This is a genomic window from Mobilicoccus caccae (assembly GCF_030161635.1).
GTDB classification, from domain to species: domain Bacteria; phylum Actinomycetota; class Actinomycetes; order Actinomycetales; family Dermatophilaceae; genus Mobilicoccus; species Mobilicoccus caccae.
In genome coordinates, this window is the sequence record NZ_BSUO01000001.1 from 1,685,581 (window position 1) to 1,709,660 (window position 24,080).

General features: G+C 71.0%; 23 protein-coding genes, 1 tRNA gene, 5 pseudogenes and 1 riboswitch. Of the genes and pseudogenes, 4 read left to right on the top strand and 25 right to left on the bottom strand.

Annotated features, from left to right (window positions below; translation table 11 throughout):
- Positions 1 to 82 precede the first annotated feature (82 nt).
- The gene (locus tag QQK49_RS08075; protein WP_284303490.1) at positions 83 to 271 is read left to right on the top strand and encodes a PspC domain-containing protein; all 189 of its coding nucleotides are present in this window, start codon (positions 83 to 85) and stop codon (positions 269 to 271) included.
- Positions 272 to 338: 67 nt separating this feature from the next.
- On the opposite strand, the gene QQK49_RS08080 is transcribed toward QQK49_RS08075, so the two are convergent.
- Both QQK49_RS08080 and QQK49_RS08085 read right to left on the bottom strand, forming a co-directional pair.
- The gene (locus QQK49_RS08080) at positions 339 to 494 is read right to left on the bottom strand and encodes a hypothetical protein (protein ID WP_284303491.1); all 156 of its coding nucleotides are present in this window, start codon (positions 492 to 494) and stop codon (positions 339 to 341) included.
- 15 nt (positions 495 to 509) lie between these two features.
- A complete protein-coding gene (locus QQK49_RS08085; RefSeq protein WP_284303492.1) occupies positions 510 to 677 on the bottom strand; it encodes a hypothetical protein in 168 nt (55 codons plus the stop codon).
- 126 nt (positions 678 to 803) lie between these two features.
- On the opposite strand from QQK49_RS08085, the gene QQK49_RS08090 reads away from it, so the two are divergent.
- Both QQK49_RS08090 and QQK49_RS23215 read left to right on the top strand, forming a co-directional pair.
- Positions 804 to 1,244, top strand: a complete 441-nt coding sequence (locus QQK49_RS08090; RefSeq protein WP_284303493.1) for a hypothetical protein — start codon at positions 804 to 806, stop codon at positions 1,242 to 1,244.
- 44 nt (positions 1,245 to 1,288) lie between these two features.
- The gene (locus QQK49_RS23215) at positions 1,289 to 2,050 is read left to right on the top strand and encodes a GDSL-type esterase/lipase family protein (protein ID WP_431310579.1); all 762 of its coding nucleotides are present in this window, start codon (positions 1,289 to 1,291) and stop codon (positions 2,048 to 2,050) included.
- Here QQK49_RS23215 and QQK49_RS08105 read toward each other — a convergent pair.
- From QQK49_RS08105 to QQK49_RS08205, 21 genes and pseudogenes are all read right to left on the bottom strand, one after another.
- On the bottom strand, positions 1,978 to 2,496 hold the full coding sequence (locus tag QQK49_RS08105) for a MaoC/PaaZ C-terminal domain-containing protein (protein ID WP_284303496.1): 519 nt from the start codon (positions 2,494 to 2,496) through the stop codon (positions 1,978 to 1,980). The two genes, QQK49_RS23215 and QQK49_RS08105, sit on opposite strands and share 73 nt — an antisense overlap.
- Positions 2,496 to 2,936 (bottom strand): OsmC family protein, encoded by a 441-nt coding sequence (locus QQK49_RS08110; protein WP_284303497.1) that lies wholly within the window; start codon positions 2,934 to 2,936, stop codon positions 2,496 to 2,498. The genes QQK49_RS08105 and QQK49_RS08110 overlap by 1 nt, the downstream gene beginning before the upstream one ends.
- A gap of 65 nt (positions 2,937 to 3,001) precedes the next feature.
- Positions 3,002 to 3,253 carry a hypothetical protein gene (locus QQK49_RS08115; RefSeq protein ID WP_284303498.1) on the bottom strand — a complete coding sequence of 84 codons (252 nt, stop codon included), beginning with the start codon at positions 3,251 to 3,253 and terminating at the stop codon, positions 3,002 to 3,004.
- A gap of 118 nt (positions 3,254 to 3,371) precedes the next feature.
- A complete protein-coding gene (locus tag QQK49_RS08120; protein ID WP_284303499.1) occupies positions 3,372 to 4,304 on the bottom strand; it encodes a cation diffusion facilitator family transporter in 933 nt (310 codons plus the stop codon).
- 82 nt (positions 4,305 to 4,386) lie between these two features.
- The gene (locus QQK49_RS08125; RefSeq protein ID WP_284303500.1) at positions 4,387 to 6,330 is read right to left on the bottom strand and encodes an FG-GAP-like repeat-containing protein; all 1,944 of its coding nucleotides are present in this window, start codon (positions 6,328 to 6,330) and stop codon (positions 4,387 to 4,389) included.
- Positions 6,331 to 6,591: 261 nt separating this feature from the next.
- Positions 6,592 to 7,821 (bottom strand): pyrophosphate--fructose-6-phosphate 1-phosphotransferase, encoded by a 1,230-nt coding sequence (locus tag QQK49_RS08130; RefSeq protein WP_284303501.1) that lies wholly within the window; start codon positions 7,819 to 7,821, stop codon positions 6,592 to 6,594.
- Positions 7,822 to 7,903: 82 nt separating this feature from the next.
- On the bottom strand, positions 7,904 to 9,394 hold the full coding sequence (locus tag QQK49_RS08135; protein ID WP_284303502.1) for a glutamate-cysteine ligase family protein: 1,491 nt from the start codon (positions 9,392 to 9,394) through the stop codon (positions 7,904 to 7,906).
- Between the two features lie 102 nt (positions 9,395 to 9,496).
- A pseudogene (gene gcvP / locus QQK49_RS08140) lies at positions 9,497 to 12,365 on the bottom strand (aminomethyl-transferring glycine dehydrogenase).
- 89 nt (positions 12,366 to 12,454) lie between these two features.
- Positions 12,455 to 12,560: riboswitch (glycine riboswitch) on the bottom strand.
- Positions 12,561 to 12,605: 45 nt separating this feature from the next.
- Positions 12,606 to 13,184 (bottom strand): MerR family transcriptional regulator, encoded by a 579-nt coding sequence (locus tag QQK49_RS08145; protein WP_431310580.1) that lies wholly within the window; start codon positions 13,182 to 13,184, stop codon positions 12,606 to 12,608.
- Positions 13,185 to 13,478: 294 nt separating this feature from the next.
- Positions 13,479 to 13,817 (bottom strand): annotated as a pseudogene (locus QQK49_RS08150) (bifunctional nuclease family protein); the annotation flags it as partial.
- Positions 13,818 to 13,878: 61 nt separating this feature from the next.
- Positions 13,879 to 14,529 carry a transcriptional regulator FtsR gene (ftsR, locus tag QQK49_RS08155; protein WP_284303503.1) on the bottom strand — a complete coding sequence of 217 codons (651 nt, stop codon included), beginning with the start codon at positions 14,527 to 14,529 and terminating at the stop codon, positions 13,879 to 13,881.
- A gap of 55 nt (positions 14,530 to 14,584) precedes the next feature.
- Positions 14,585 to 14,983, bottom strand: a complete 399-nt coding sequence (locus tag QQK49_RS08160) for an FHA domain-containing protein (RefSeq protein WP_431310581.1) — start codon at positions 14,981 to 14,983, stop codon at positions 14,585 to 14,587.
- A gap of 227 nt (positions 14,984 to 15,210) precedes the next feature.
- A complete protein-coding gene (gene gcvH, locus QQK49_RS08165; protein WP_284303505.1) occupies positions 15,211 to 15,600 on the bottom strand; it encodes a glycine cleavage system protein GcvH in 390 nt (129 codons plus the stop codon).
- A gap of 40 nt (positions 15,601 to 15,640) precedes the next feature.
- Positions 15,641 to 16,387 carry a DUF881 domain-containing protein gene (locus tag QQK49_RS08170; protein ID WP_284303506.1) on the bottom strand — a complete coding sequence of 249 codons (747 nt, stop codon included), beginning with the start codon at positions 16,385 to 16,387 and terminating at the stop codon, positions 15,641 to 15,643.
- Positions 16,388 to 16,392: 5 nt separating this feature from the next.
- On the bottom strand, positions 16,393 to 16,725 hold the full coding sequence (locus QQK49_RS08175; protein ID WP_284303508.1) for a small basic family protein: 333 nt from the start codon (positions 16,723 to 16,725) through the stop codon (positions 16,393 to 16,395).
- Entirely contained in the window at positions 16,722 to 17,603 is an 882-nt protein-coding gene (locus QQK49_RS08180) for a DUF881 domain-containing protein (protein ID WP_284303509.1), read from the bottom strand. Before QQK49_RS08180 ends, QQK49_RS08175 begins: the two co-directional genes overlap by 4 nt.
- Before the next feature lie 307 nt (positions 17,604 to 17,910).
- Positions 17,911 to 17,984 (bottom strand) — tRNA-Pro (locus QQK49_RS08185).
- A gap of 102 nt (positions 17,985 to 18,086) precedes the next feature.
- A pseudogene (gene der / locus QQK49_RS08190) lies at positions 18,087 to 19,585 on the bottom strand (ribosome biogenesis GTPase Der).
- 22 nt (positions 19,586 to 19,607) lie between these two features.
- Positions 19,608 to 20,354, bottom strand: coding sequence for a (d)CMP kinase (gene cmk / locus QQK49_RS08195; protein WP_284305852.1), 747 nt, complete (start codon positions 20,352 to 20,354; stop codon positions 19,608 to 19,610).
- A complete protein-coding gene (locus tag QQK49_RS08200; protein ID WP_284305980.1) occupies positions 20,351 to 20,587 on the bottom strand; it encodes a hypothetical protein in 237 nt (78 codons plus the stop codon). The genes cmk and QQK49_RS08200 overlap by 4 nt, the downstream gene beginning before the upstream one ends.
- Positions 20,588 to 20,735: 148 nt before the next feature.
- Positions 20,736 to 20,993 (bottom strand): annotated as a pseudogene (locus QQK49_RS08205) (pyridoxamine 5'-phosphate oxidase family protein); the annotation flags it as partial.
- A gap of 194 nt (positions 20,994 to 21,187) precedes the next feature.
- Here QQK49_RS08205 and QQK49_RS08210 point away from each other — a divergent pair.
- Positions 21,188 to 21,775 (top strand): annotated as a pseudogene (locus QQK49_RS08210) (carbonic anhydrase); the annotation flags it as partial.
- Between the two features lie 264 nt (positions 21,776 to 22,039).
- Here the strand turns inward: QQK49_RS08210 and QQK49_RS08215 are convergent.
- Together QQK49_RS08215 and QQK49_RS08220 are read right to left on the bottom strand one after the other, a co-directional pair.
- Positions 22,040 to 23,131: a prephenate dehydrogenase gene (locus tag QQK49_RS08215; protein WP_284303510.1), complete on the bottom strand. Its 1,092-nt coding sequence runs from the start codon at positions 23,129 to 23,131 to the stop codon at positions 22,040 to 22,042.
- Positions 23,132 to 23,134: 3 nt separating this feature from the next.
- Positions 23,135 to 23,953, bottom strand: a complete 819-nt coding sequence (locus QQK49_RS08220) for a pseudouridine synthase (RefSeq protein WP_348536138.1) — start codon at positions 23,951 to 23,953, stop codon at positions 23,135 to 23,137.
- Positions 23,954 to 24,080: the final 127 nt, after the last annotated feature.

Consider the following 24,080-nt stretch of genomic DNA (forward strand, 5'->3'; position numbering starts at 1 on the left):
CCGATGGCGACCGGTCGCACGGGCCGGTTGACTGGGGCAGGTCGGGCCGATCAGCGGCCCCCATCCATCACGGAGATCAGCCATGAATCAGGGACTCGTCCGCACCAACCGCACCGACCGTGTCATCGCGGGCGTCTGTGGCGGCCTGGCTCGACGTTTCGGCGTCGACTCCAAGCTGGTCCGGATCCTGTTCGTCGTGTCGTGCCTGCTGCCCGGGCCGCAGTTCCTCATCTACGCGGCCCTGTGGATCATCATGTCCTCGGAGGGCTGAACCCCTCAGGCACGCGTCGGCGGCCGACGCGCCGCGGTGATCAGCGAAGCGACGAACAGCACGCCGATCACGACCGCTCCGACCCACATCCAGGTCTGCAGCGCTCCCCGGTCAGCCCGACCGAGTCGCCGAAGGCGACGCCCAGGCCGTAGACGACGGCGAGCACGCCGGTGAGCATCGTCACCGGCGAGCGCGTCCACCGCTGCACGACATCGGTATCCATGTCAGATCACACCCATCAGGGGAGGAACACGAGGACGACCAGCAGCCCGAGCAGCACGATCGCTCCCCCGTTGACGACCATGTTGCGTGTCGACAGCGACACTCGTTGCAGGCCGAAGGCCACGAGCAACCCGTACAGCACGGCCAACGCCCCGACGATCATCCCGCCCTGTTGCCAGTCCATGGCGGCCAACCTAGAGGCGAGAGTCGAGACCCGCCCCGGTCTCCGAGACCGTTCGCCGGATGTTCATGTCGGCGGGCCACCGCGTCGGAGTTGCTCGGCACGGTCACAACGCCCAGGCTTGGCATCATGACCGATCAGTCGAACCGTGAATGGAACGAGGCCGACGAGGCCCGCCTCGACGAGGACCTGACCCGTAGTGAACACGAGGTGAACGACGTCGACCCCACCTTGGATGAGGCCGACCGGGAGGTCCGTATCGATGCCACCGAGGGCGACGACCTCCCCGTCACTCCCCCGGACATGCAGCCGCGCGCGTCCGAGCGCGAGATGGCGGGCCTGCCCGAGGGCGAGGAGACCATCGACGAGCGCATCGCCCAGGAGGAGCCCGACCCCGGCTCCGCCTACGGAGCCCCGGTCGACGAGGGCGGCCTCGATCGCCGCACCGACGTCGGCGGAGACGACGACGACGCGATCCCCGCCGAGCAGGACTTCGTCGGTGCTCCCGACCCCGTCGACGACCTGGGCCAGTACGAGGGTGTGGTCGAGGTCGAGGAGGACGCGCCCTGAACTCCGCCCCGTACGTCGCCCTCGGCGACTCCTTCGCCGCCGGGATCGGCTCGCAGACCCCGGGTCAGCACTCCCGTCGCGCCGGCGGCTACCCGGTCCTTCTGTCACGAGCCCTCGGACTGGACCTCGACTACCGGGCCTGCCGGGGAGCGACCGTCGAGGATGTCCTGTCCACGCAGGTCGAGGCCGTCGGCGAGGAGACGCGGCTGGTCACCCTCACCGTCGGTGCCTACGACGTCGGGCTCACCGACCTCGCCCTGGCCTGTGTCCTGCCCTGGCGGTCCGCCGGCGCGGTCACGCAGATCGAGGCCGCCGGACGGGAGATCCCGCTGCACTTCCCCGCCCGCCTGGGCACCCTCCTGGTCGAGATCCGTGAGCGCAGCCCCAAGGCCGACGTCGTCGTCACGGGTTATCCGCACCCAACGGCTCCTCGTCGTCGCAGCGAGAGTGCGGTGTCGGCGCACCGGGCGCTCGCGCGCCTCACCGACGACCTCGACGACCTCCTCCTGGAGGTCGCGCGCGGCCAGGGAGCCCTCGCCGTCGACGTCCGTGCCCTGTTCGACGAAGGGGTCGGCGACCTGCATGCGGTGACGACGCCGCTGGAGAACTCGTTCCTGCCCCGGGCCTCCGGTCACGCGGCCTACGCGGAGGCCGTCGCCCGCGCCGTCGAGGGTGCGGGGCATCCTCCGGCGGCCCGCAGCGCCCTACGGCGCGGCATGGCCGTTCCCGCGGTTCAGAGCGGCCCGGACCGCGTCGGATCGGGGCGTCTCGTCTCGCTCGGGGCGTTGTTCCGGCGCCGGACGTAGACGTCGAGGACCAGGGTCAGCACCTCCGCGTCCCCCGCGCGCAGGACTCCGGCCACCGTGACCAGCGATCGGTCGGGTCGGGTCGGCTCGACCGCCTCCACCGTGAGCGTTCCGCTGATGATCGCGCCCGCCCGCACCGGTGCCCGAAACCGGACCTGACGCAGCTCCCGCCCCGCCACGACGGCCCACCGACCGAAGGCGCGCTCGACGGTCAACCTCTGGAAGAGGCTGAGCGTATGGAGCCCACTGGCGATGACCTCGCCGAACGGGCCGCTCGCCGCCGCCTCGTCATCGACGTGGATGGGCAGCGGGTCCCACTGGGTCGCGAAGTCAAGGATCTCCTCGCGGCTGACGACGTAGGTCCCCAGGTCGATGACGGACCCGACACCCAGGTCCTCGGCAGGCACCAGGTGCTCCGGCACCCGGGGCGGATCGGGTCGTGCCATCAGTCCTGCTGCCGCATGGTGATCGGCGTCCCGAGCGAGACCGTCCGCGACACGGTGCACAGCCGGTCGCGTGAGGCCTCGATCGCCCGGGGCGCCATCTCGCGCGCCTTGTCCCCGCCCGGACCCTCGGGAAACCTCAACGTGAAGGTGACCTCGAGGTTGTCCATGTGGTGACCCTGCTCGTCGTTGACCTTGTCGCCCCGTGAGGTGATGGAGAACTCGAGCGGCTCGGCGCGGCGGGCCGTCATGAGGTCGACGTCGACACCGCTGCACCCCGCGATCGCCGCGAGGAGCAGTTCGACCGGGGTGAAGTCCTCGTTCTGCCCCGTGCCGAGCGTGATCCGCCCTCCACGCACGTTCGTCGCCTCGTACTGCTCCGGCCCGATGCGGGTGAGGTCCACCCGCCGCGCGCCGTTCGCGATCGCCTGGTCGTCCGTCATCTCGGCTCCCTCGTCTCGTGGCCGCATGCACGGCCCACCCACACCCTACGAGGCGAGACCGCCGCTCACAGACGGGTGACGAACCGGTCCAGCTCCCCGTGCCCGACCAACGTGATCCGCGAGCACTCCGCCAGCCGCGACGGGTCCCCCGATGTGCCGAGTCGTCCGTAGAACACGGTCACCCGGTCCCCCGCCCCGCCGGGCAGCACCTCGACGATGTGGGTCCGGCCGATGAACCGCCGCGTCCCCTGACGCTTCCAGCCCTTGCTCGTCAACACCGATGTGAGTCGCGTGTCGAGCCTGTCCAGAACCTCCATGTTCCTCACCCCTGTTCGTCCGTCCCCCGCACCCCTGCGGTGCTGTCTCATCGACATTTGGACGTCCGACCTGAGAGTGCCGAGGCAGACCCCCGGTGTGATGCGCGCCACAGCCTGCTCAATCCGTGGGGAGCGCGACCTCCGCGTCGAAGTCGGAGTAGGCCCGCGGGTCCTCGCGCGGCTCGATGTGGCTGGAGATGAGGACGCCGTCGAAGGCCGCATCGATGGCTTCCTCGATGTCCTCGCAGAGGTCGTGCGCCTGCTGCACCGTCCAGGCGCCGGGCACGAGGAGGTGGAACTCGACGTACCGGTGATGGCCCGCCTCACGCGTGCGCAGGGCGTGGATGTCGACCTCCTCGGAGGTGAACGTGCGCATGAGACGGGCGAGTTCGCGGTTCTCCTCCTTGGGCCAGGACACGTCCATGAGCCCGCCGATGGACTCCGACAACAACTTCCAGCCGGTGACGACGATGTTGACGCCCACGAGCAGCGCGACGATCGGGTCGAGCGGCTGCCACTGGGTGACCGCCACGAGGAACACCCCGACGAGCACACCGCCGGTGGTCCACACATCGGTCATCAGGTGCTTGCCGTCGGCGACCAGCGTGTTCGACCGGTAGCGCCGTCCGGCCCGCAGCAGCACCACCGCGACGCCGCCGTTGAGCACCGCGGCCACCACCGAGATCCCGAGGCCGATGCCCACGTTCTCGATCGGCGCGGGATTGATGAGCCGCTCGATCGCCATGACGATGATGAAGATCGCCGCGACGAAGATCATCATCCCCTCGACCGCCGCCGAGAAGTACTCGGCCTTGCTGTGTCCGAAGAGGTGGCTCTTGTCGGCGGGTTTGGCCGCCACCCGCAGCGCGATGAGCGCGACGAAGGCCGCCACGAGGTTGACCACCGACTCGGCGGCGTCCGACAGGAGCCCGACCGAGCCCGTGAGGTACCACGCCCCCGTCTTGAGGGCGATGGTGACCACCGCCGTGGCGATCGAGAGCCAGGCGAACCGGGTGAGGTCGCGCGGAGCCGAAGAACGTGTCTCTGTCACGGATCGAGTATGAGCGATGCCCCCGACAGGCCTTCGGGCCGACCCGCGCGATCGCGGACCGGCCCGAAGGCGTCGAAGTCGATCAGCCGGGGAAGACCGTCAGTCCGCGGAAGTGCGGGGAGACCCGCGTGGCCTTGAGCGAGGTGCCGGAGGACTGCAGCACCGCGGCGGTCCCGTCGCTCTTGATGGCGAGGATCCGGCCGGCGCCGTTCATGCCGACGAACGTGGAGTAGCCCGATGCCTTGCCGAGGTTGACGCGCCCGCCGGGCAGGAACCCGCCGCGACCGTTGCCGCGGTAGAGGTAGACCTGGCCCGCTGCCGTGATGCCCACGATGTCGGGGCGGCGGTCGCCGTTCCAGTCACCGACGGCGAGGATGTGGCGCATCCCGCCCCAGGCGCGGCCGATCTCGAGCTTGCTCGCGAACCGTCCGCCGCCGAGACCGCGGTAGAGGTACATCTTGCCGTTGCGCCGGTCGACCCCGATGAGGTCGGCGCGGCCGTCGCCGTTCCAGTCGCCCGGGGCGACCATGTGGCTCATGACGTTCCACCCGGATCCGATGAACCGGCGCTCCCCCACGCCGGATCCCCTGCCGGGGTGCATGACGAGGCGGCCGTCGGGCAGGCGGGAGATGAGGTCGGGGAACCGGTCGCCGGACATGTCGCCGGTCACGAGCACCGGGTTGTAGCCGCGCCAGTTGCCCGTGTGGATGGAGCGGGCCGAGCTGATGGAGTTCGACCCGGTCGGGCTGACGGCGAACATGCGTCCGGTGCTGCCGAGGACCATGACGTCGGCGACGTTGAGACCTCCGGCCGGCGGCTTCGCGACGGCCGGCGGGCGGGTGGTGCCCGGCGTCTGCGACGAACCGCCGGTGGTGCCGACGCCGCCACGCTGGGCTGCCGCGCGCGCGGCCATCGTCGACAGGGAGTTGTAGATGAGGCCGGGGCAGGAGGTCGACCCGACGTCGCGGTGGCCGCTGACGTTGCGGTAGGTGCCGCCGCGGTGGCTGAACCGGCCGCGCGGGTCGAACCCGTGCACCGAGGCCTTCCAGGCGATGACGCGGGTCATGGCGTCGATCGCGGCGGTGGAGGGCCGGACCTTGCGGTAGTCCCCCATGAGGGAGATACCCATGGTGGCCTCGTTGAAGCCGGAGGCCTGAGCGCCGATGACGGCCCGGTTGGTGCCGCCGTAGCGGCCCTCCCAGATCCGACCCCACTTGTCGACGAGGAAGTTGTAGCCGATGTCGCTCCACCCGCGGTCCTTGACGTGGAAGGCGTAGATGCCGCGCATGATCGCGGGGACCTGGCTCTGGCTGTAGTTGTTCGTACCGGCGGTGTGGTGGACGATCGCGCCGCGCACGACCCCGTAGGAGGGGCGGCCCTTGCGGATCGACTCGTCGGCGCCCCACGCGGCGCGTGACCGGATGCTCGGGCGGGCGGCGGCGGCGTGTGCGGCGTCCGCACGGTCCTCGGTCGCCGCGTCGGCCTCGGCCTGACCCGGGTCGATGACCGACAGCTTCGGGTCGTGCGGCAGGTCGCCCTCGCCGCCGAGGATGCGGGCCTGCACGGCCTTCGCCCCGGTGACGACGATGGGGTCCGAGCCGGCGCGGGCCTCTGCCGACGGCTCGTCCGCCGGGCCCTCGGACTCGGTCTCGACGCCCTGCCACGTGCCCCAACCCTCGGGGCCTTCGGTGCGGTACTGCACCGCGAGGGGCTTCTCGCCCTCCCAGGTGACGCCGATGACGGCGAGGTCGCTGTCGATGGCCTGACGGCCGGTGGCACCGAGCACCTCGAGTTCGGAGGTCTGCGGCACCTCCGGCGTCTTGTCCTTGGCGAGAGCGAGGTCACGACCGGTGGCGACGTTCCCGTCACCCACCGCGGGGTCGGCGGGGTCGACCAGAGGGGCTGCCTCCTGGGTCGTCTCGACGGGTTTGGGGGCGGTTTCACCGTTGGCCGGCATGGGCAGAACCACGAGTACGGGGGCGATCATGGAGGCCGCAGCCAAGGTGGACAGGCGTCGAAAACGCACGGGCAGACTTCTTCCTGTTCGACATCAGTGCACGTCACCGCGTCAGCGGTGCGAATCGGGCCCCCGAGGCGGCCGGCCGGCAGCAGGGCGTGGCCGGTTACCCGTTGACCTATTCGTCACGGCCGATATCGAACTGAGACTTTTCCGCCCACTCACGATGCGCCCACGCGAACGGGGCCGGGCCGATGCCATGTCACTGGCACCTGCCCGACCCCGTTCGGCGTCGAAGCTCAGAGTCCTTCGCTCACAAGGTGATCCGCGTCACTGACCACCCGGGTGCTGCCCCAGGGGGCGGCCCTGACCGATCTGCTCGAGCATCTCGATGTACCACGGCAGCCGGTAGTCGAAGGGCTTGTGGCCGGCGATGCGGTCGAACTCGATCGCGCGGAGTTCGTCGTCGCGGTCCTCGTCGTGGCCGATGACGCCCGGGGTGCCCTCGAGCGCGCGGTCGACCGCCATCGTCGTCATCTGGCGGATCAGGTCGAGGTCGGTCTCGTTGGCCGGTGCGGACCGCGAGAAGTAGCCCGACTTCTGCACGAGGACCTTCTCGGCACCGAGCTTCTCGGCGAACTGCTTGCCGAACCACGCACCCGGGTTGATCTCGTTGAGCCGCACGTGACCGAACGCGTCGCGCGGGACCTCCTCGCCGTTCTTCTCCATGAGGTCGACGATGTCGGACACGCCGGCCCCCTCGGAGAGGAAGATCGTCACGTTGCCGACGGTGTCCATGACCGTCTTGAGGCGCTCGGCCTCCTCGTCGATGTGGATCTCGACCTCGGGCACGTACACGCCGTGCACGTCCCACGCCTCACGGGTGAGCCCGATCTCGGGCAGCCACTCCTGGGCGTCCAGCCACGCCCGGTACTCGCGCGCCGCAGCCGCGGTGAGCCACCCGCAGTTGCGGCCCATGACCTCGTGCACGATGAGCATGCGCGAGCCGGAGTTGTGCTCGGCGACGACGTTCTGCGCGAACTTCGAGGCCTGCTCGGCGGCCGTCTGCGCGCCGAGGCTCTGCCGGATCGGCACGATGTCGTTGTCGATCGTCTTGGGCAGACCGACGACGGTGAGGTGGTGGCCGGTCTTCTCCAGGTGGGCGGCCAGGTCGGCGGCCGTCGTGTTCGTGTCGTCGCCACCGATGGTGTGCAGCACGTCGACGCCGTCCTCGGTGAGGCGCTGGGCCGCGAAGTCCAGCGGGTCGACGCCCTCGGGCACGAGCCCCCGCGCCACCAGGTCCTTGGTGTTGGTCAGCTTGACCCGGGAGTTGCCGATCGGCGACCCGCCGTACCGGTGCAACAGGTGGGCCTTGTCCCGCACGGTGGCGTCGACGGTCAGGTAGTCGCCCGTGAGCAGCCCCTGGTAGCCGTGCTTGTAGGCGATGATCTCCACGTCGGGGGCGACGGCGGAGTACCGCTCGATCAGACCTCCGACGGCGGAGGACAGGCAGGGGGCGAACCCTCCGGCGGTCAACAGGGCAACGCGACGAACAGCCATGGCACCAACTTTCACCAGTTCGTGAACGGATTCGTGCCCAGCCTATCGGCCGCGCCCCGGCGCCCCGGCCGAGGTCGCCCGCTCAGCTCCCGGGGATCTCCCACGTGTGCACCGGCTCGTTCGCCTCGCTGTTCTCGAGGTAGAGCTGGAGCATGCGCCGCAGGGCCGCGGCGCGGTCGAGACCCGACCGTTCGAGCGCGAACACGACGTCCCGCTGCCAGATCGCGCCGTTCTGACGCGAGATCGCCCGCCCTTCGATGACCTTGAGGTAGGTGTCGCGCACCTCGGCCGAGACGCCCCACTGCGAGAGCCCCTCCTCGGCGAGTGGCAGCAGGTGGCGCAGGGTGAGCTCGTCGGGGGAGATCGAGCTGTACCCGGGCCAGTACAGGCGGGCCCCCATCCCGTCGCGGGCGCCGTGCCGGAAGTTGGTGCTCGCGGCCGAGAAGCTCATCTGGGTCCACACGGGACGGTCCTCGTTGGCGAGGTAGATGAGCAGCCCGTAGTAGAAGGCCGTGTTGGCCATGACGTCGATGATCGTCGGCCCGGCGGGCAGCACGCGGTTCTCCACCCGCAGGTGCGGCCGCCCACCGGCGGTGTCGTAGATCGGCCGGTTCCACCGGTAGATCGTGCCGTTGTGCAGGCGCAGCTCGGCCAGCTCCGGCGGCTCCCCCTTGTCCAGCAGGGCGACCGGGTCCTCGTCGGTGGTCTCGGGGAGCAGCGCCGGAAAGTACCGCACGTTGTCCTCGAACAGGTCGAAGATCGAGGTGATCCACCGGTCGCCGAACTCCACGCGCGGACGCACGCCCTGGTTGGCCAGCTCGATCGACCGCGTGTCCGCGGCCTGGGTGAACAACGGGATGCGGGTCTCGTGCCAGAGCATCTGACCGGCGAAGAACGGGGAGTTGGCGGCCAGCGCCAGCTGCGGTCCGGCGATCGCCTGCGCGGCGTTCCAGTAGGCGGCGAAGTCGCCGGGGGCGACCTGCAGGTGCAGTTGCACAGAGGTGCAGGCAGCCTCGGGTCCGATGGAGTCGGAGTACAGCGTGACCCGCTCCCCCGACTCACCCGAGATATCGATGAAGGTGTCCTCGCCGCGGGCCCGCATGATCGCGTCGTTGAGGGCTGCGTACCGCTTCGGCCTGCTCATCCACCCTGGTTCGGTCACGTGCTGAGCCATGAGCGTGGGCAGGATGCCGATCATCCCCAACCGGGCACCCACGTGCCCCGCGGCCGTCTGCGCCGCGGTCAACGCCTCGCACACGTCGTGGTCGAGACCGATGAGACCGTCGCCCTCCAGGGTGCGGGGATCGACGTTGACCTCGATGTTGAAGCGGGCCAGTTCGTGGACGAACGCGTCGTCGTCGATGGCCTCGAGGACCTCCTCGTTACGAAAGGCCGGCCCGAGGTCCTCGTCGATGAGGCAGAACTCCATCTCCATGCCGGTCATGAAGCGTCCGGCCTCGAAACTCGAGACCGAGAGCATGCGCTCGAACACGTCGAGATTCTGACGAACCTTCTCGCGATACTGCTGGCGCTGGGTGTTGCTCCACTCACCGCCTGCGACTTCCTGGCCCATGGACGTCCGTCCGTTCGTTCGGGGGATCGGCCCCGCAACTGTACGGCCCCGGACGCGCGACGCGCGCGTCCGGGGCCGTGTGAAGTCCGCTGGTGGCGAACGTCAGTCCTCGAACGCCTCCGGAGGCGGGCAGGAGCAGATGAGGTTGCGGTCGCCGTACGCACCGTCGATGCGCCGCACCGGCGGCCAGTACTTGGCGCGCGGGTCGACGCCGGCCGGGTAGGCGGCCTCCCTCCGGTCGTACTCGGCGGTCCACTCCCCGCGAGGCACCGCGCGGTGTGCGGAGCTCCGCGCAGCACGCTGGCCTCGACGGCGATCCCACCGTCCATGACCTGCTGGATCTCCGCGCGGATGGCGATCATCGCGTCGCAGAAGCGGTCCAGCTCCTCCTTGTCCTCGCTCTCGGTCGGCTCGACCATGAGGGTGCCGGCGACCGGGAAGCTCATGGTCGGGGCGTGGAAGCCGTAGTCGATGAGGCGCTTGGCGACGTCGTCGACCGTGACACCACTGACCTTGGTGATCTCACGCAGGTCGAGGATGCACTCGTGGGCGACGAGCCCGTTCTCACCCGTGTAGAGCACGGGGTAGTGGTCACCGAGGCGCTTGGCGACGTAGTTGGCACCCAGCACCGCCATCTTGGTGGCCGCGGCCAACCCGGTGCCGCCCATGAGCCGGATGTAGGCCCAGCTGATCGGCAGGATGCTCGCGGACCCGAACGGCGCCGCCGAGATCGGTCCGACGCCGGAGTCCGGCCCGGCCTCGGGTGCCAGCGGGTGGTTGGGCAGGTGGGGCGCGAGGTGCTTGCGCACCCCCACCGGTCCGACACCGGGGCCGCCACCGCCGTGCGGGATGCAGAACGTCTTGTGGAGGTTGAGGTGACTGACGTCGGCCCCGAACTCACCCGGTCGGGCCACACCGACCAGGGCGTTCATGTTGGCGCCGTCGACGTAGACCTGACCGCCCGCCTCGTGCACGAGCTTGCACAGCTCGATGATCGTGTCCTCGTACACCCCGTGCGTGGAGGGGTAGGTGACCATGATCGCGGCCAGGCGCTCGCCGTGTTTCTCGATCTTGGCGCGCAGGTCGTCCATGTCGACCGAACCGTCGGCGGCCGAGGCGACGACGACGACCTTGAGGCCGGCCATGGCGGCGCTCGCGGCGTTGGTGCCGTGGGCGCTGCTGGGGATGAGGCAGACGTCGCGCTCGTGGTCGCCGTTCGCGCGGTGGTAGGCGCGGATGGCCATGAGCCCGGCGAGCTCACCCTGGGAGCCCGCGTTCGGCTGCAGCGACACCTCGTCGTAGCCGGTGATGTCGACCAGCCAGGACGACAGCTGCGCGGCCAGGTCGCGCAGGCCCTCGGTCTGGTCGGCGGGGGCGAACGGGTGCAGCGCCGAGAACTCCGGCCAGGTGATGGCCTCCATCTCGGTGGTGGCGTTGAGCTTCATCGTGCACGAGCCGAGCGGGATCATGCCGCGGTCCAGGGCGTAGTCCCGATCGGCCAACCGGCGCAGGTACCGCAGCATCGAGGTCTCGCTGCGGTAGGCGTGGAACACCGGGTGCGTCAGGTACTCCGAGGCCCGTGCCAGTGCCCCGTACTCGGGCTCGACGATCTCGACCTGTTCCGGCGCGTCGACACCGAAGGCGGAGCACACGGCTTCGAGGTGCGCCGGGACCGTCGTCTCGTCGGTGCTGATCGACAGGTGGTCGTCGTCGACGACGCAGAGGTTGACGCCGTTGGCCAGGGCCTTGGCGGCGATCTCGCGGGCCGCACCCGGCACCGAGACGGTGATCGTGTCGAAGAAGACGTCGGTGAGGACCTCCACTCCCCGGCGCGCAGCGCGTCGGCGAGGGCGCGGGCGTGGGAGTGGGTGCGCACGGCGATCTCACGCAGGCCCACCGGGCCGTGCCACACGGCGTACATCGAGGCCATGACGGCCAGCAGGACCTGGGCGGTGCAGATGTTGCTCGTCGCCTTCTCGCGACGGATGTGCTGCTCACGCGTCTGCAGCGCGAGCCGGTATCCCGGCTCCCCCTCGACGTCGACGCTGACCCCGACGAGCCGTCCGGGCATGGTGCGCGACAACTTCTGACCGACGGCCATGTAGCCGGCGTGCGGGCCGCCGAAGCCCATGGGGACACCGAAGCGCTGGGTCGTGCCGACCACGACGTCGGCCCCCCACAGGGCGGGCGCCTCGAGCACGGTGAGCGCCAGGAGGTCGGCCGCGGCCGTGACGAGCGCACCGAGTCCGTGCGCGCCTTCGGCGAGAGCCCGGTAGTCGCGGATCTGCCCGTCCTTGCCCGGGTACTGCACGATGACGCCGAACACGGGCCTACCGTCCACGGCGAAGGAGAGCGAGTCGGCGGAGTCGATGCCGTCCAGGTCGAGGGTGACGCACTCGATGCCGAGCGGCAGGGCGCGGGTCTCGATGACCGCCGTGGTCTGCGGCAACAGGCGGCTGTCGAGCACGACCACGGCGCCGTCCTTGGCCTTCGCGGCGCGGCGCATGAGCGTCATCGCCTCGGCCGCGGCGGTGGCCTCGTCGAGCATGGAGGCGTTGGCCACGGGCAGGCCGGTGAGGTCGGAGACGACGGTCTGGAAGTTGAGCAGGGCCTCGAGACGACCCTGGGAGATCTCGGGCTGGTAGGGCGTGTAGGCCGTGTACCAGGCGGGGTTCTCAAGGATGTTGCGCTTGACCACCGGGGGCGTGTGGGTGCCGTAGTACCCCATGCCGATCATCGAGGTGACCACGGTGTTGCGGGAGGCGATCCGCCGCAGCTCGTCGATGACGGCCTGCTCGCTGTCGGCCGGTGGGATGTCGAGTGGGGTCTCGGTGCGGATCCCGTCGGGGATCGCCGCGTCGATCAACGCGTCGAGACTCGGGCTGCCGACCGCCTCGAGCATGGCTGCGGTCTCCGCGTCTCCGGGACCGATGTGACGTTCGGCGAATGCCGGAGGAACGGGCTGGGTCATCGACGACCTCCTGGTGGGGCGTGGGCGGGCTTACCTGCCGCCTGCGGCGACCTCCCCACGTGTCACCACCTTCGAGGGCTCCACGGTGCCGATCTCACGCGCTTCGGGTGCCTGAGAGGTTCCGGGGAGTTTTGCCCCTTCGGCGCCGCCCCACCGGTGGATGACCGGCCTGACGAACTCTCACGCGCGAGCATGCAGCCCCCGAAGACTAACACCGGGGGCCGTGCCGCCACGAGCGGTTCAGCCGGTCTTGCGGGCCTTGCGACGAGCGCTGAGTTCGTCGGTGACACCCGCCGGCGCGGCGGTGTCGAGGGCGGCGTCGGAATCGTCGCCCAGACGCTCGGTGGGCAGCATGGCCAGGTCGCCCTCGACCTCGCGCCACACCCGACCCACGGCGATACCGAAGACTCCCTGCCCGCCCTGGAGCAGGTCGATGACCTCGTCGTTGGAGGTGCACTCGTACACGGTGGCGCCATCGCTCATGAGCGTGATCTGCGCGAGGTCGTCGACCCCGCGCTCACGCAGCGTGGACACGGCGACGCGGATCTGCTGCAACGTCACACCCGTCTCGAGCAGGCGCTTGACCACCTTGAGCACGAGGACGTCGCGAAAGCTGTAGAGGCGCTGCGTGCCCGACCCGGTGGCCGTGCGCAGCGACGGCTCGACGAGCCCGGTGCGGGCCCAGTAGTCGAGCTGGCGATAGGTGATGCCGGCGGCGCGGCACGCGATGGGACCGCGGAAGCCCTGGTCGTCGTCGATGCCTTCGTCGGTGGTGAACAGCACGCCCTGGGTGCCCACCACGACCGGAGCGGCGACCACTCCGGACGGCGCACCGTGATCCCTCGAGTTCACGCTGTCCCTCCCTCTCACCGGCGGGCGCGAGGCCCGCGCCCTCGCGCGGGTCCATCGGCCATGCTCGATGTTACGGGGGTGGGGTGCACTGCTCCAATGACATCCCTCGGCGTGCCGCGATTCACTGCGGGCTTCCCCCGGGCCGGTCCCCCTCGCCGGGGTCCTCCCCTCGGGTCCGCCGAAGTCCTCGGCCGAGACCTGGTCGAGGAACTCCCGAAAGCGTTCGACCTCCTCGTCCTCGTCGGCGTCGACGACCACGCCGGCCTCGTCCATGACCGCCTCCTCCACGCGGATGGGGGCGTCGCAGCGCAGGGCGATCGCGATGGCGTCGGAGGTGCGTGAGCCCACCTCGACCCCGCCGGAGAAGTCGAGGGCGGCGTAGAACACCGAGTCGCGCATCTCGACGATCCGCACCTGTTCGAGGGTGTGCCCGAGGGCGCCGACGATGTCGACGAGCAGGTCGTGGGTCAGGGGCCGCGGGGGCACGACGCCCTGTTGCGCGTAGGCGATCGCGGCGGCCTCGGCAGCCCCGATCCACACGGGCAGGTAACGGTCGCCGTCCCGCTCACGCAGCAGGACGATCGGGTTGTTCGTGGGCATTTCCACGCGGACACCGAGGACGTCGACATCGATCACCCCTCCACGCTAGGGGATGCAGCGCTCAGAGTCCGGCTTTGACCAACGCCGTGTGCAGAGCGATGCAGTGATGCAGCACCTCGGCGGCCATCGCCCGCCCCGCGTCGTCGGAGCGTCCGCGGGCGGGGGCCGACACCTGACGCAGCAGCCCGATCTCACGGTCGGCCGCGGTGCGGAAGGGGCGCAGGTGCCGGGGTTCCAGGCCGTACGCGGCCAGCGCGGAGGCCGCGTGGGCCACCTGCAGGGCCCGCGCGTCGAAGTGACCGCCGCTGTCGGGAGTCAGGAGGCCGTAGGTGAGCAGTGCCTCGATCGTCGCCGCGTCCAGCCCGGTGGCCTTCGCCAGTTCGGTTCGCGTCAGGCGCAGCTCACGATCCGGCCCGAGGAGGGTGGACACGGCCGGCACCTCCTCGTCGGCCCCGAGATCGGGCACGTGGGTGCGGGCTCCGAGGGCGTCGGGGACCTCCAGGCCACGGTCGCGGGCGTCCAGGGCCTCCCGGATGACCCGCAGCGGCCAGAACCGGTCGCGTTGGGCGGTGAGGACGAACCGGAGACGCTCGACGTCGTCCTCGGAGAAGGAGCGGTAGCCCGACGGGGTCCGTTCGGGACGGACGAGCCCTTCCGCCTCGAGAAACCGGATCTTGGAGATGGTGACGTCGGGAAAATCGGGACGGAGCACCGCAAGGACGCGTCCGATGCTGAGCCGCGACCCCGGCGCCCCCGGGCGCCGGACATCAGGCGGAGGCGCGAGGGGTGTGGAAGACGAGGCGGAACTTGCCGATCTGGACCTCGTCACCCGCCCGCAGGACCGCGGAGTCGATGCGCTCGCGGTTGACGTAGGTGCCGTTGAGGGAGCCGACGTCGCGGACGACGAACGTGTCGCCGTCCTGCTGGAAGACGGCGTGCTTGCGGGAGACGGTGACGTCGTCGAGGAAGATGTCGCTGTCGGGGTGGCGGCCGGTGGTCGTCATCGCCGAGTCGAGGAGGAACCGGGCGCCGGTGTTGGGTCCGCGCAGGACCAACAGCAGCGCTGTCCCGGGACGCAGCGCGTCGATCGTGGAGGTGTCCTCGGAGGAGAGGCGCACGTCGGAGTCGGCCGGGATGTCGGACTCCGGGACGCCGGTGAACCGCATGGTGGCAGGGTCGGAGCGCGGGGGTTCGTTCTCCTGCTCGCGGTGCTGGGCCTTGTCGTCGGTCACGCAGGCTCACCTGTCCTTTCGATCGTCGCCATCTCACCCTAGACCACAGGTCGACGGTCACGGAACAACGTCGGATACGAGCGGGTCTCGTGCCGCCCCCGGAACGGGCCCGCCCACCTGCGGGAGGTGGGCGGGGGCCGATCGGCGGAGGCGGTGCTCGGTCAGTCGAGGGTCTCCGTGTAGGCGTCGACGTCGAGGAGCTTCTCGAGTTCGGTGGTGTCGGTGACCTTCATCTCGAACATCCAGCCCTCGCCGTAGGGGTCGCTGTTGACCATCTCGGAGGCCGAGTCGAGGCTCTCGTTGACGGCGACGATCTCGCCGGTGAGGGGGCTGAACAGGTCGCTGACCGACTTGGTCGACTCGATCTCGCCACAGGCGTCGCCCGAGGAGACGGAGTCGCCGACGGCGGGGAGGTCGACGTAGACGACGTCGCCGAGAGCGTCCTGGGCGTAGGAGGTGATGCCGACGCGCACGACGTCGTCGTTACCGACTCGCACCCACTCGTGCTCTGCGGTGTAGCGCAGTTCCTGCGGGTACTCCAGGTCGCTCATGGTTCTCCTTCGTGAGGTCGAGACGTGGCTCGACCGCTGGTCACGGGGTCGCGTGCCCCTCGTCCGGGGACACAGCCCGAGCGTATCGGGGCTCACTCGGGGCGTGCAATGCATTCACCACAACCCGGTCGGCGGGATCGACGCGGATCGTGGCTCCGCGGCCTCGGAAGGACTCCTCGACGCCGCCGGGGATCGCCAGGGCGGAGGCCAGGGTGCGCGCGTCACCGATCGCGACGGTCCGCAGCGGCCAGGAGATCGGCGATTTGTCGACGAGGATCGCGCCGTCGCGGTCCTGGAATGCGGTCGAGGCCACGACCCGCACGTCGCCGATCTGGATGGCCTCGGCGCCGGCGTCACGCAGTTCCTGCACGAGGTCCAGCAGTCCGGAGGCGGCCACCACGCCCTCTCCCCCGCTGATCGTCACCGTGACCCCCGGGCCCTCGGCGGGAGCCGTGCCCGCGAGGATCGCGAGGTCGCCCACGCGTTCCCGCGCCCGGGCGAGCGCGTCCTCGGCGGAGCCGCCGGCGAGCCGGGCCCGTTCGGCCTCCAGCTCGCGGGCCTCCTGGTCGAGCCTGGCCGAGCGCTGGGTGACCGTGTCGAGGACGCTGACCAGCTCGTCCTCGCGCAGGGATTCCAGGCCGAGGTCGCGGGTCTGGTTGATCTGCGCGGAGATGGCGAGTCCGAGGGCCAGGGTGAGCACTCCGGCGAGGAGCGCGGACCGGTTGGGGCGCAGGCCGAGCAGACCGCGCCGGTCGCGGGCGGGGGCACTTTCGTCAGTGCTGGACACGGGCTTCACGCCTTGAAGAGGTGACGTCGGATGGCGGCCACGTTGGAGAAGATGCGGATCCCGAGCACGACGATGACGCCCGTCGACAGTTGTGCCCCCACGCCGAGTTGGTCGCCGAGGAACACGATGAGGGCCGCCACGACGACGTTGGAGAGGAAGGACACGACGAACACCTTGTCGTCGAAGATGCCGTCGAGGCTGGCGCGCACGCCACCGAAGACCGCGTCGAGCGCGGCGATCACCGCGATCGGGAGGTAGGGCTGCAGGGCCGGTGGCACGCTCGGCTGGAGCACGAGGCCCAGCACGATGCCGATGAGCAGCCCGATGAGGGGGATCATCCGTCGTCGTCCTTCGTGTCGGGGATGCCGGTGGCTGTGCCGATGCCCGCTCCCGGCGCCCGGGCCGTCCCGGTCGGGACCCGCGCGTACCGCAGGGACACGGACTCGGCGGGAGGGATCGTCAGGGCGCTCTGTGCGGCCGCCTCGGCGCGGACCTCGAACGCGGTGCGCAGGTCGGCCAGGTAGGCGCCGCCGGCACCGGTGAGAAAGGCCGCGCGTTCGCGGTCGCCGATGACCGCGTCGATGACGTAGGGCCTGGCCAGCGGCCGGAACCCCACGAGGATCGCCCGGCCCGCGAACCGGATCGCCGAGGTCGAGGTGAGCCGGTGGCCGTTGATCGAGATGGCCTCGGCGCCGGAGGCCCACAGGTCGTTGGTGAGGTTCTGCAGGTCGCGGTAGACGATCCGACCGGTCTCCTCGTCGCCGCCGGCACGCGGTCCGTCACCGAGGGCGGGCGCGAGGCCGGCCGCATCGTCCAGGGTGATCCGCAGCCCGGGGCCCTCGACGGCGACGTCTCCGGCGGCCAGCCGCAGCCGGTCGATCTCGGCCCTCTCCTGACCGGCCGCGTCGAGAGCACCGGTCTCCAGGGCCCGCAGCTGCGAGCGGGTGCCGACGATCTGCGCCGATCGCTCGTCGACGGCGCGCCTGCGCTCGTCGATCCGGGCGACGAGCTCGGCGCGATTGCCCTCGCGGCCCGACCATCCACGGGCCAGGGTCAGCGTCGAGGTGGCGAACAGGGCGCCGATGACGAGCGCCGCGACGCCGGTGACGACCGTGTTCCAGGGGCGGCGGCGCCTTGGACGATCGCCGCGGGCGGCGGCCGCGGCGGCGTAGGCCGGGTCGAGCGGACGCTCCATGATCTCGACGAGCAGGGTCATCGACTCATCGGGTCTGCGCCCCACTCCTCCCCTCGCCATGCCGACAGCCTAGGACCCCACCGCAAAGGGCTCCGGGAGGCCAGGACCTGCCACTCGGCGATTCCCTTGCGGCGGGGGCCTGGGATTGCCGTCGGCCGCGTCGGCGGACGTCCCTCACGAATGAACTCAACACCCCGAAGTGGCACTTCACCCCCGACATCATCCGGGGTGAAGACCGACTTTCGGGAGTGAAGTCGCAGGCGATGACGGACTGAGCCCGGACACGACGAAGCCCTGGTGGGAAACCTCTCCCACCAGGGCTTTTTCGTCGGGATGACAGGATTTGAACCTGCGACCCCTTGACCCCCAGTCAAGTGCGCTACCAAGCTGCGCCACATCCCGATATTGCGTTGTCCCGCGCAGGCGGCGGGGTGCTTCACCCGGTGTTCACCGCGCGAGCCACCCGAGAGTACCGCACACCGGCGGCGGTCGCCGAATCCGCCCTCAGCCCTTGCGGCGACGCTTCTCGCGCACCCGCACGGAGATCTCGATCGGCGAGCCGGTGAAGCCGAATTGCTCGCGCAGACGCCGCTCGATGAAGCGCCGATAGCCGGCCTCGAGGAACCCCGAGGCGAAGAGCACGAACCGTGGCGGGCGGGTGCTGGCCTGCGTGCCGAACAGGATGCGGGGCTGCTTGCCGCCACGCACCGGGTGCGGGTTGGCGGCGACGAGCTCGCCGAGGAAGGAGTTGAGGCGGGAGGTGGGGATGCGCGTGTCCCAGGAGTCCAGCGCCGTCTCCAGCGCGGGCACGAGCTTGTCCATGTGGCGGCCCGTCGTCGCCGACACGTTGACCCGCGGCGCCCAGGGGACCTGCACGAACTCGCGCTCGATCTCCCGCTCGAGGTAGTAGCGGCGTTCCTCGTCCAGGGTGTCCCACTTGTTGTAGGCGATGACGAGCGCGCGCCCGGCGTCGACCACCTGCTGCACGACCCGCACGTCCTGCTCGGTGATCGAGTCTCCGGCGTCGATGAGGACGACCCCGACCTCCGCCTTCTCCAGAGCGGTCCGCGTGCGCAGCGAGGCGTAGAAGTCGGCCCCCGGGTCTGGTGCACCCGGCGCCGGATGCCCGCCGTGTCGACGAACCGCCAGGTCTTGCCACCGAGTTCGATGAGCTCGTCCACCGGATCGCGGGTCGTGCCGGCGAGGTCGTCGACGACGACCCGCTCCTGCCCGGCCAGCTTGTTGAGCATGCTCGACTTGCCCACGTTGGGACGGCCCACGAGAGCCACCCGGCGAGGCCCGCCACGCGCGTAGGCACCGGCGACCGCCGACTTCTCGGGCAGCACGGCCAGCACGGCGTCGAGCACGTCGCCGCTGCCCCGCCCGTGCAGGGCCGAGACCGGGTAGGGCTCACCGAGCCCGAGGGACCACAGCATCGCCGCGTCCGCCTCGGTGCGGCTGTCGTCGACCTTGTTGGCCACGAGGATCACGGGCTTACCGGCCCGGCGCAGCAACTTGACGACGGCCTCGTCGGTGTCGGTCGCACCGACCACGGCGTCGACGACGAGCATGACCACGTCGGCCAGTTCGACGGCCACCTCGGCCTGTTCGGCGACGCGCAGGTGGATGCCCGTGGCGTCGATCTCCCACCCGCCGGTGTCGACCAGGGTGAACCGGCGACCGGACCACTCGGCGTCGTAGGCCACCCGGTCGCGCGTGACGCCGGGAACGTCCTCGACGACCGCCTCGCGGCGCCCGAGGATGCGGTTGACCAGCGTCGACTTGCCGACGTTCGGGCGCCCGACGATCGCCACGACGGGCCGGTCGGCGTCGTCCTCGTCGTCGACCTGGCGGGTGCGGCCCTCAAGCAGGGCCAGGTCCTCCTCGTCGAGCTCGAACTCCTCGAGGCCGGCGCGCAGCACCCGCTCGATCGACCCGTCGTCCTCACCGTCGATGTGGGTGATGACGATCTCGGGCTCGTCGTGTGAACCGGGTTCGGTCATGTGCGTGGGGTCGGACATTCCCTCATTCTCGCGCATGCGAACGGGCGCGCTCGCCATGCCCGTCCACCACCCCGGCCCGAGCCCGTTCCACCAGCTCCAGCACCGCGGCGATGGTCGTCTCGAAGTCGAGCTCGGAGGTGTCCAACAGCCGCACCCCGTCGGTGGGCTCGAGGAAGGAGGCGACGGCGGAATCGTCGCGGTCGCGCCGCACCACCTGGTCGCGGGTCGCCGCGATGGCGTCCTCGCCGTCGCCGCCGTGGAGTTCGCGGGCCCGCCGCGCCAAGCGCGCGTCCTCACTGGCCGTGATGAGCAGGCGCACGTCGGCGTCCGGGGCGACCACGGTCGTCAGATCACGGCCCTCGGCGACGATGCCGGGCCGGCTGCACCGCTCGATGCATTCCCGCTGCGCCGCGATGAGCACCGCGCGCGTCGGCAGGTGCCGTGCGACGGCCGAGACCACCGAGGAGATGCCCGTCTCACGGATCGCCGCCGTGACGTCGGTGCCGCCCACGTCGACCCGCGGGTCGGTGGGGTCGGTGCCCATCCGCAACGGCATGGACTCGGCGGCGGCCGTCACGGCGTCGGTGTCCTCCAGGTCGACGCCCTGATCCAGGCACCACCAGGTGAGCGCCCGATACATGGCCCCGGTGTCGAGGTAGGCCAGGCCGAGCCGGTCGGCGACGGCCCGGGACACGCTGGACTTGCCCGACCCGGAGGGCCCGTCGATGACGACGACGAAGGGCGCGGTCTGTGCTGGGGTGTCGCTCACCCGGCGCAGCCTAGCGCGGCGACCGACTCCGGCACGGGCAAGTCCGTCGCCCAGGGTGCGGGCTCGGCAGTGCCGTGCCCGCGCACCACGGGCACCACGCCCGCCCAGACATCGGCCTCGGCCCCGGCCTCCTCGTTCGACGACGGCCACCCGGTGCGCGCCTTCATCAGCCAGGAGCCCTCGGTGATGGGCAGTTCCATGGCGAGCGTGGCCTCGATCTCCTTGCGCGTCATGGCCCGCACCTCCGTGGGCCGCCCGGGCAGGATGCGTTCGGAGAGGAGCTCCAGGGCCTCCCGCCGACGGCCCCCTCGAGCGGGCGCGGCACCCCCGGATCACCGCCGAGCGGTAGTTGGCCGAGGAGGAGAACGTCGTGGCCGCCACCACGAGGGCGTCCAGCGCGGTGACGCACAGGGCGACCGGCGCCCCCGCCGCCACGTGCCGCAACGCCCCGGCCCCGGTCGAGCCGTGCAGGAGCACCCGGTCGCCGTCGCGGGCGAACAGCATCGGCACCGCCCAGGGCTGCCCGTCGACGACGGTCGCCAGCGTCCCCACGAGTTCGGAGTCGAGCAGGTCATCGAGACGCTCGCGCTCGGTGAGGCCGCGTTCGGCGTGACGGTGCAGACGGTCCAGGATCTCCATGCCCTCACCTCACCCCATGAGCGGTCTGCGGATCAAGACCGGTTTCGACCGGATTCGCCCTGCTCCCCGACGAGCCGTGACATCGAGGCCCACTCAGGGCCACGGCGCCGGTGACGATAGGGCTGTGCACCGAAGCACTGCCGACGACCCCTCCTCCGGCGCCACACCTGCTGCACCTTTTCCGAAGGAGACCCATGTCCGCAGCTCCGGCCCCCTCTGCCCTCACGCCCGCCGCCGCGTGGCAACTCCTCGCCACCGGGAACGCCCGGTTCGTCGCAGGCAGGCCCCGCCACCCCCACCAGAGCCTGTGGCGCCGCCACGACATCTCCGCCTCGCAGCACCCCTTCGCCGCGGTCCTGAGCTGCTCGGACTCGCGGGTGCCCCCGGAGATCGTCTTCGATCGCGGACTGGGTGACCTCTTCACCGTGCGCACCGCCGGTCACGTCCTCGACGACACGGTCATCGGCACCATCGAGTACGGAGTCCTGCACTGCCACACCCCCGTTCTCGCGGTGCTCGGCCACGAGGGTTGCGGCGCCGTGGCCGCGACCCTGGCCGCGTCCGCCTCGGGCGCCCACCCGGGCGGCTACATCGGACACCTCGTGGACGGCGTCTCCCCCAGCGTCGAGGCCTGTGCCGAGATCGGTGCGACGTGCGTGGGTGAGGTCATGGAGGAGCACGTGCGCCAGACGGTGCGCGGCCTGCTCAACCGTTCGTCGGTGATCGCCGAGGCCGTCGCCGCCGGCACCCTCGCCGTGGTGGGGCTCACCTACCGGCTCTCCGACGGCACCGTCTCCCTGCTCGACTGGATGGGCGACCTCGGACGCCCCGTCCCCGCCACCCCGCAGGTCGAGGTGCCGGCCCCCTGGAGACGGCGCTGGAGGCGCAGGAGGACGCGGCCTCGACGGTGGCGGCGACCATGGCCGCGGCCGAGGGTCTGGACGAGACCCCGACGCAGGACGACGAGGAGCTCGCGAGCCTCGAGGAGCAGATCCGGCGCGAGAGCGGCGCCCTCGCCGAGTGATCACCCCGCCCGGGGGCGGGACTCACTCGGTGATGTTCCACCCCCGGGCGCTCAGACCGGCCTTGAGCGGATCCGCCGACGCGGGCTTGACGAGCAGGTCGACGACGCCGACGAGGCGTCCCACGGCGTGCTCCATCCGCACGTCCTCGATGTTGACGCCCTCGTCGCCGATGTCGGCGAACAGCCGCCCGAGAGTACCGGGTTCGTCGGGGATGAGCACCGTGACGGTGGCGTAGGTGGACGGTGCCGAGCCGTGCTTGCCCGGGATGCGGGCGTGCCCGGCGTTCCCCTCGGCCATGAGCGCGGCGAGCGTCGCGCGCGCACCGGGAGCATCCGCGTCCGGGTCCTCGGCCAGGTCGTCGAGCGCGCCGATCACGCCGGTCAACGAGCTCTGCATGTCCCGCAGCACGGCGGCGACCGCCGCCGCGTTGCCCACGAGGATCTGGGTCCACAGGGTCGGGTCGCTGGCCGCGATCCGCGTGACGTCGCGCACCCCCTGCCCGGCCAGGCCCACGGCGTCGGTGGACAGTTCGCGCAGCCGGGCGGCCACGAGGCTCGCGGCGACCTGCGGGACGTGCGACACGGCCGCGACCGCCTCGTCGTGCTCGCGAGCGGGCATGGCGACCGGCGCCGCTCCCGTGAGCCGCGCCAGGTCGGTGACCGCGCCGACGGCCTCCGAGCGACTCCCCGGATGCCCGACCACGACCCACGGACGGCCCTGGAACAGGTCGGCACGCCCGGCGATGGCACCGCTGCGTTCACGCCCCGCCATCGGATGCGAGCCGACGTACCGGGCGATGTCCGCACCCACCGCCGAGAGCTCGTCGAGGACGGCCCACTTGACCGAGGCGACGTCGGTCACCACGGCGCCCGGATGGGCCGCCAGCTCACGGGCGACGACCGTGGCCACCACATCGGGGGGCGCGGCGACGACGACGATGTCGGGCGCGGGTTCGTCCTCGGCGGCCACCGTTCCGGCCCCGAGATCGCGGGCCAGGGTGCGGGCGGTCGGTGAGGTGTCCTCCAGGCTCACCCGGATGCCCTGAGAGCGCAGCGCGAGCCCGATGCTCGTGCCGATGAGCCCGGTGCCGACGATGCGGACGTGCCGAGACATCGGCTACAGACCTGCGGCCTTGTACAGCGAGGCCACCTCGCGGCTGTTCAGCGGGCGCAACTTGCCCGGCTTGAGATCGCCGAGGAGGACCGGGCCGACCTGCACCCGGGTCAGCGTCTCCACCGGATGGCCGACCTCCTCGAGCAGGCGACGCACGACGTGCTTGCGGCCTTCGTGCAGCACGATCTCGACGATGGCCTTGCCCGGGGCGGAGTCCACGAGCCGGAACGAGTCGACCGCGACGGGCCCGTCCTCGAGGTCGATGCCGGCCCGCAGGGTCCGACCGACGTCGCGCCCCACCGGCCCGGGCACCCGCGCGATGTACGTCTTGGGCACCCCGTAGGACGGGTGCTGCAGACGGTTGGACAGCTCGCCGTCGTTGGTCAGGAGGATGAGCCCGTCGGTCTCGGCGTCGAGACGGCCCACGTGGAACAGCCTCTCGGGCCGCTGCTCCACGAGGTCGCCGATGCACGGCCGGCCGAGGTCGTCCTGCATCGTCGAGACGACACCCAGCGGCTTGTTCAACGCGAAGTAGCGCCGGTCCTCGTCGAGCTGGATGCGTTCGCCGTCGACGTGCACCGTCTGCGTCGCCGGGTCGATCCGCACACCGAGCTCGGTGACGACCTGGCCGTCCACGGCCACCCGGCCCTGACCGATGAGGGTCTCGCAGGCCCGGCGCGACCCGACGCCCGCCGAGGCCAGCAGCTTCTGCAGCCGGACACCGTTCGGGTCGTGCACGTCGACGTCGTGCGGCGACGGCTTCGGCTTGGGCGTCCCCTTGGGCGGCCGGAACCCGAACCCGCGGTCGGGACCTCCAGGCACCTGGGACTTCGGCCCCGCCTTGCGCCGGCCCTTGCCTCCCGCGCTGCCGGCCTTTCCGCTGCTACGTGGGTTGCCGCCACTGCGTGGGATTCCGCCAGAACGACCGCCCTGGCGCCCGCTGCTCCGG

Excerpts from the sequence above, each read along its gene's own strand:
- QQK49_RS08180 (WP_284303509.1), bottom strand. The coding sequence starts at position 17,603 with ATGACCCTGCTCGTCGAGATCATGGAGCGTCCGCTCGACCCGGCCTAC.
- QQK49_RS08105 (WP_284303496.1), bottom strand. The coding sequence starts at position 2,496 with ATGGCACGACCCGATCCGCCCCGGGTGCCGGAGCACCTGGTGCCTGCC.
- gcvH (WP_284303505.1), bottom strand. The coding sequence starts at position 15,600 with ATGAGCGACCTGGAGTACCCGCAGGAACTGCGCTACACCGCAGAGCAC.
- QQK49_RS08130 (WP_284303501.1), bottom strand. The coding sequence starts at position 7,821 with ATGGCTGTTCGTCGCGTTGCCCTGTTGACCGCCGGAGGGTTCGCCCCC.
- QQK49_RS08215 (WP_284303510.1), bottom strand. The coding sequence starts at position 23,131 with ATGTCTCGGCACGTCCGCATCGTCGGCACCGGGCTCATCGGCACGAGC.
- QQK49_RS08075 (WP_284303490.1), top strand. The coding sequence starts at position 83 with ATGAATCAGGGACTCGTCCGCACCAACCGCACCGACCGTGTCATCGCG.
- QQK49_RS08200 (WP_284305980.1), bottom strand. The coding sequence starts at position 20,587 with ATGACGCGCAAGGAGATCGAGGCCACGCTCGCCATGGAACTGCCCATC.
- QQK49_RS08115 (WP_284303498.1), bottom strand. The coding sequence starts at position 3,253 with ATGGAGGTTCTGGACAGGCTCGACACGCGACTCACATCGGTGTTGACG.
- QQK49_RS08175 (WP_284303508.1), bottom strand. The coding sequence starts at position 16,725 with ATGATCCCCCTCATCGGGCTGCTCATCGGCATCGTGCTGGGCCTCGTG.
- QQK49_RS08080 (WP_284303491.1), bottom strand. The coding sequence starts at position 494 with ATGGATACCGATGTCGTGCAGCGGTGGACGCGCTCGCCGGTGACGATG.
- QQK49_RS08110 (WP_284303497.1), bottom strand. The coding sequence starts at position 2,936 with ATGACGGACGACCAGGCGATCGCGAACGGCGCGCGGCGGGTGGACCTC.
- QQK49_RS08160 (WP_431310581.1), bottom strand. The coding sequence starts at position 14,983 with ATGCGGTTCACCGGCGTCCCGGAGTCCGACATCCCGGCCGACTCCGAC.
- QQK49_RS08135 (WP_284303502.1), bottom strand. The coding sequence starts at position 9,394 with ATGGGCCAGGAAGTCGCAGGCGGTGAGTGGAGCAACACCCAGCGCCAG.
- QQK49_RS08085 (WP_284303492.1), bottom strand. The coding sequence starts at position 677 with ATGGACTGGCAACAGGGCGGGATGATCGTCGGGGCGTTGGCCGTGCTG.
- QQK49_RS08090 (WP_284303493.1), top strand. The coding sequence starts at position 804 with ATGACCGATCAGTCGAACCGTGAATGGAACGAGGCCGACGAGGCCCGC.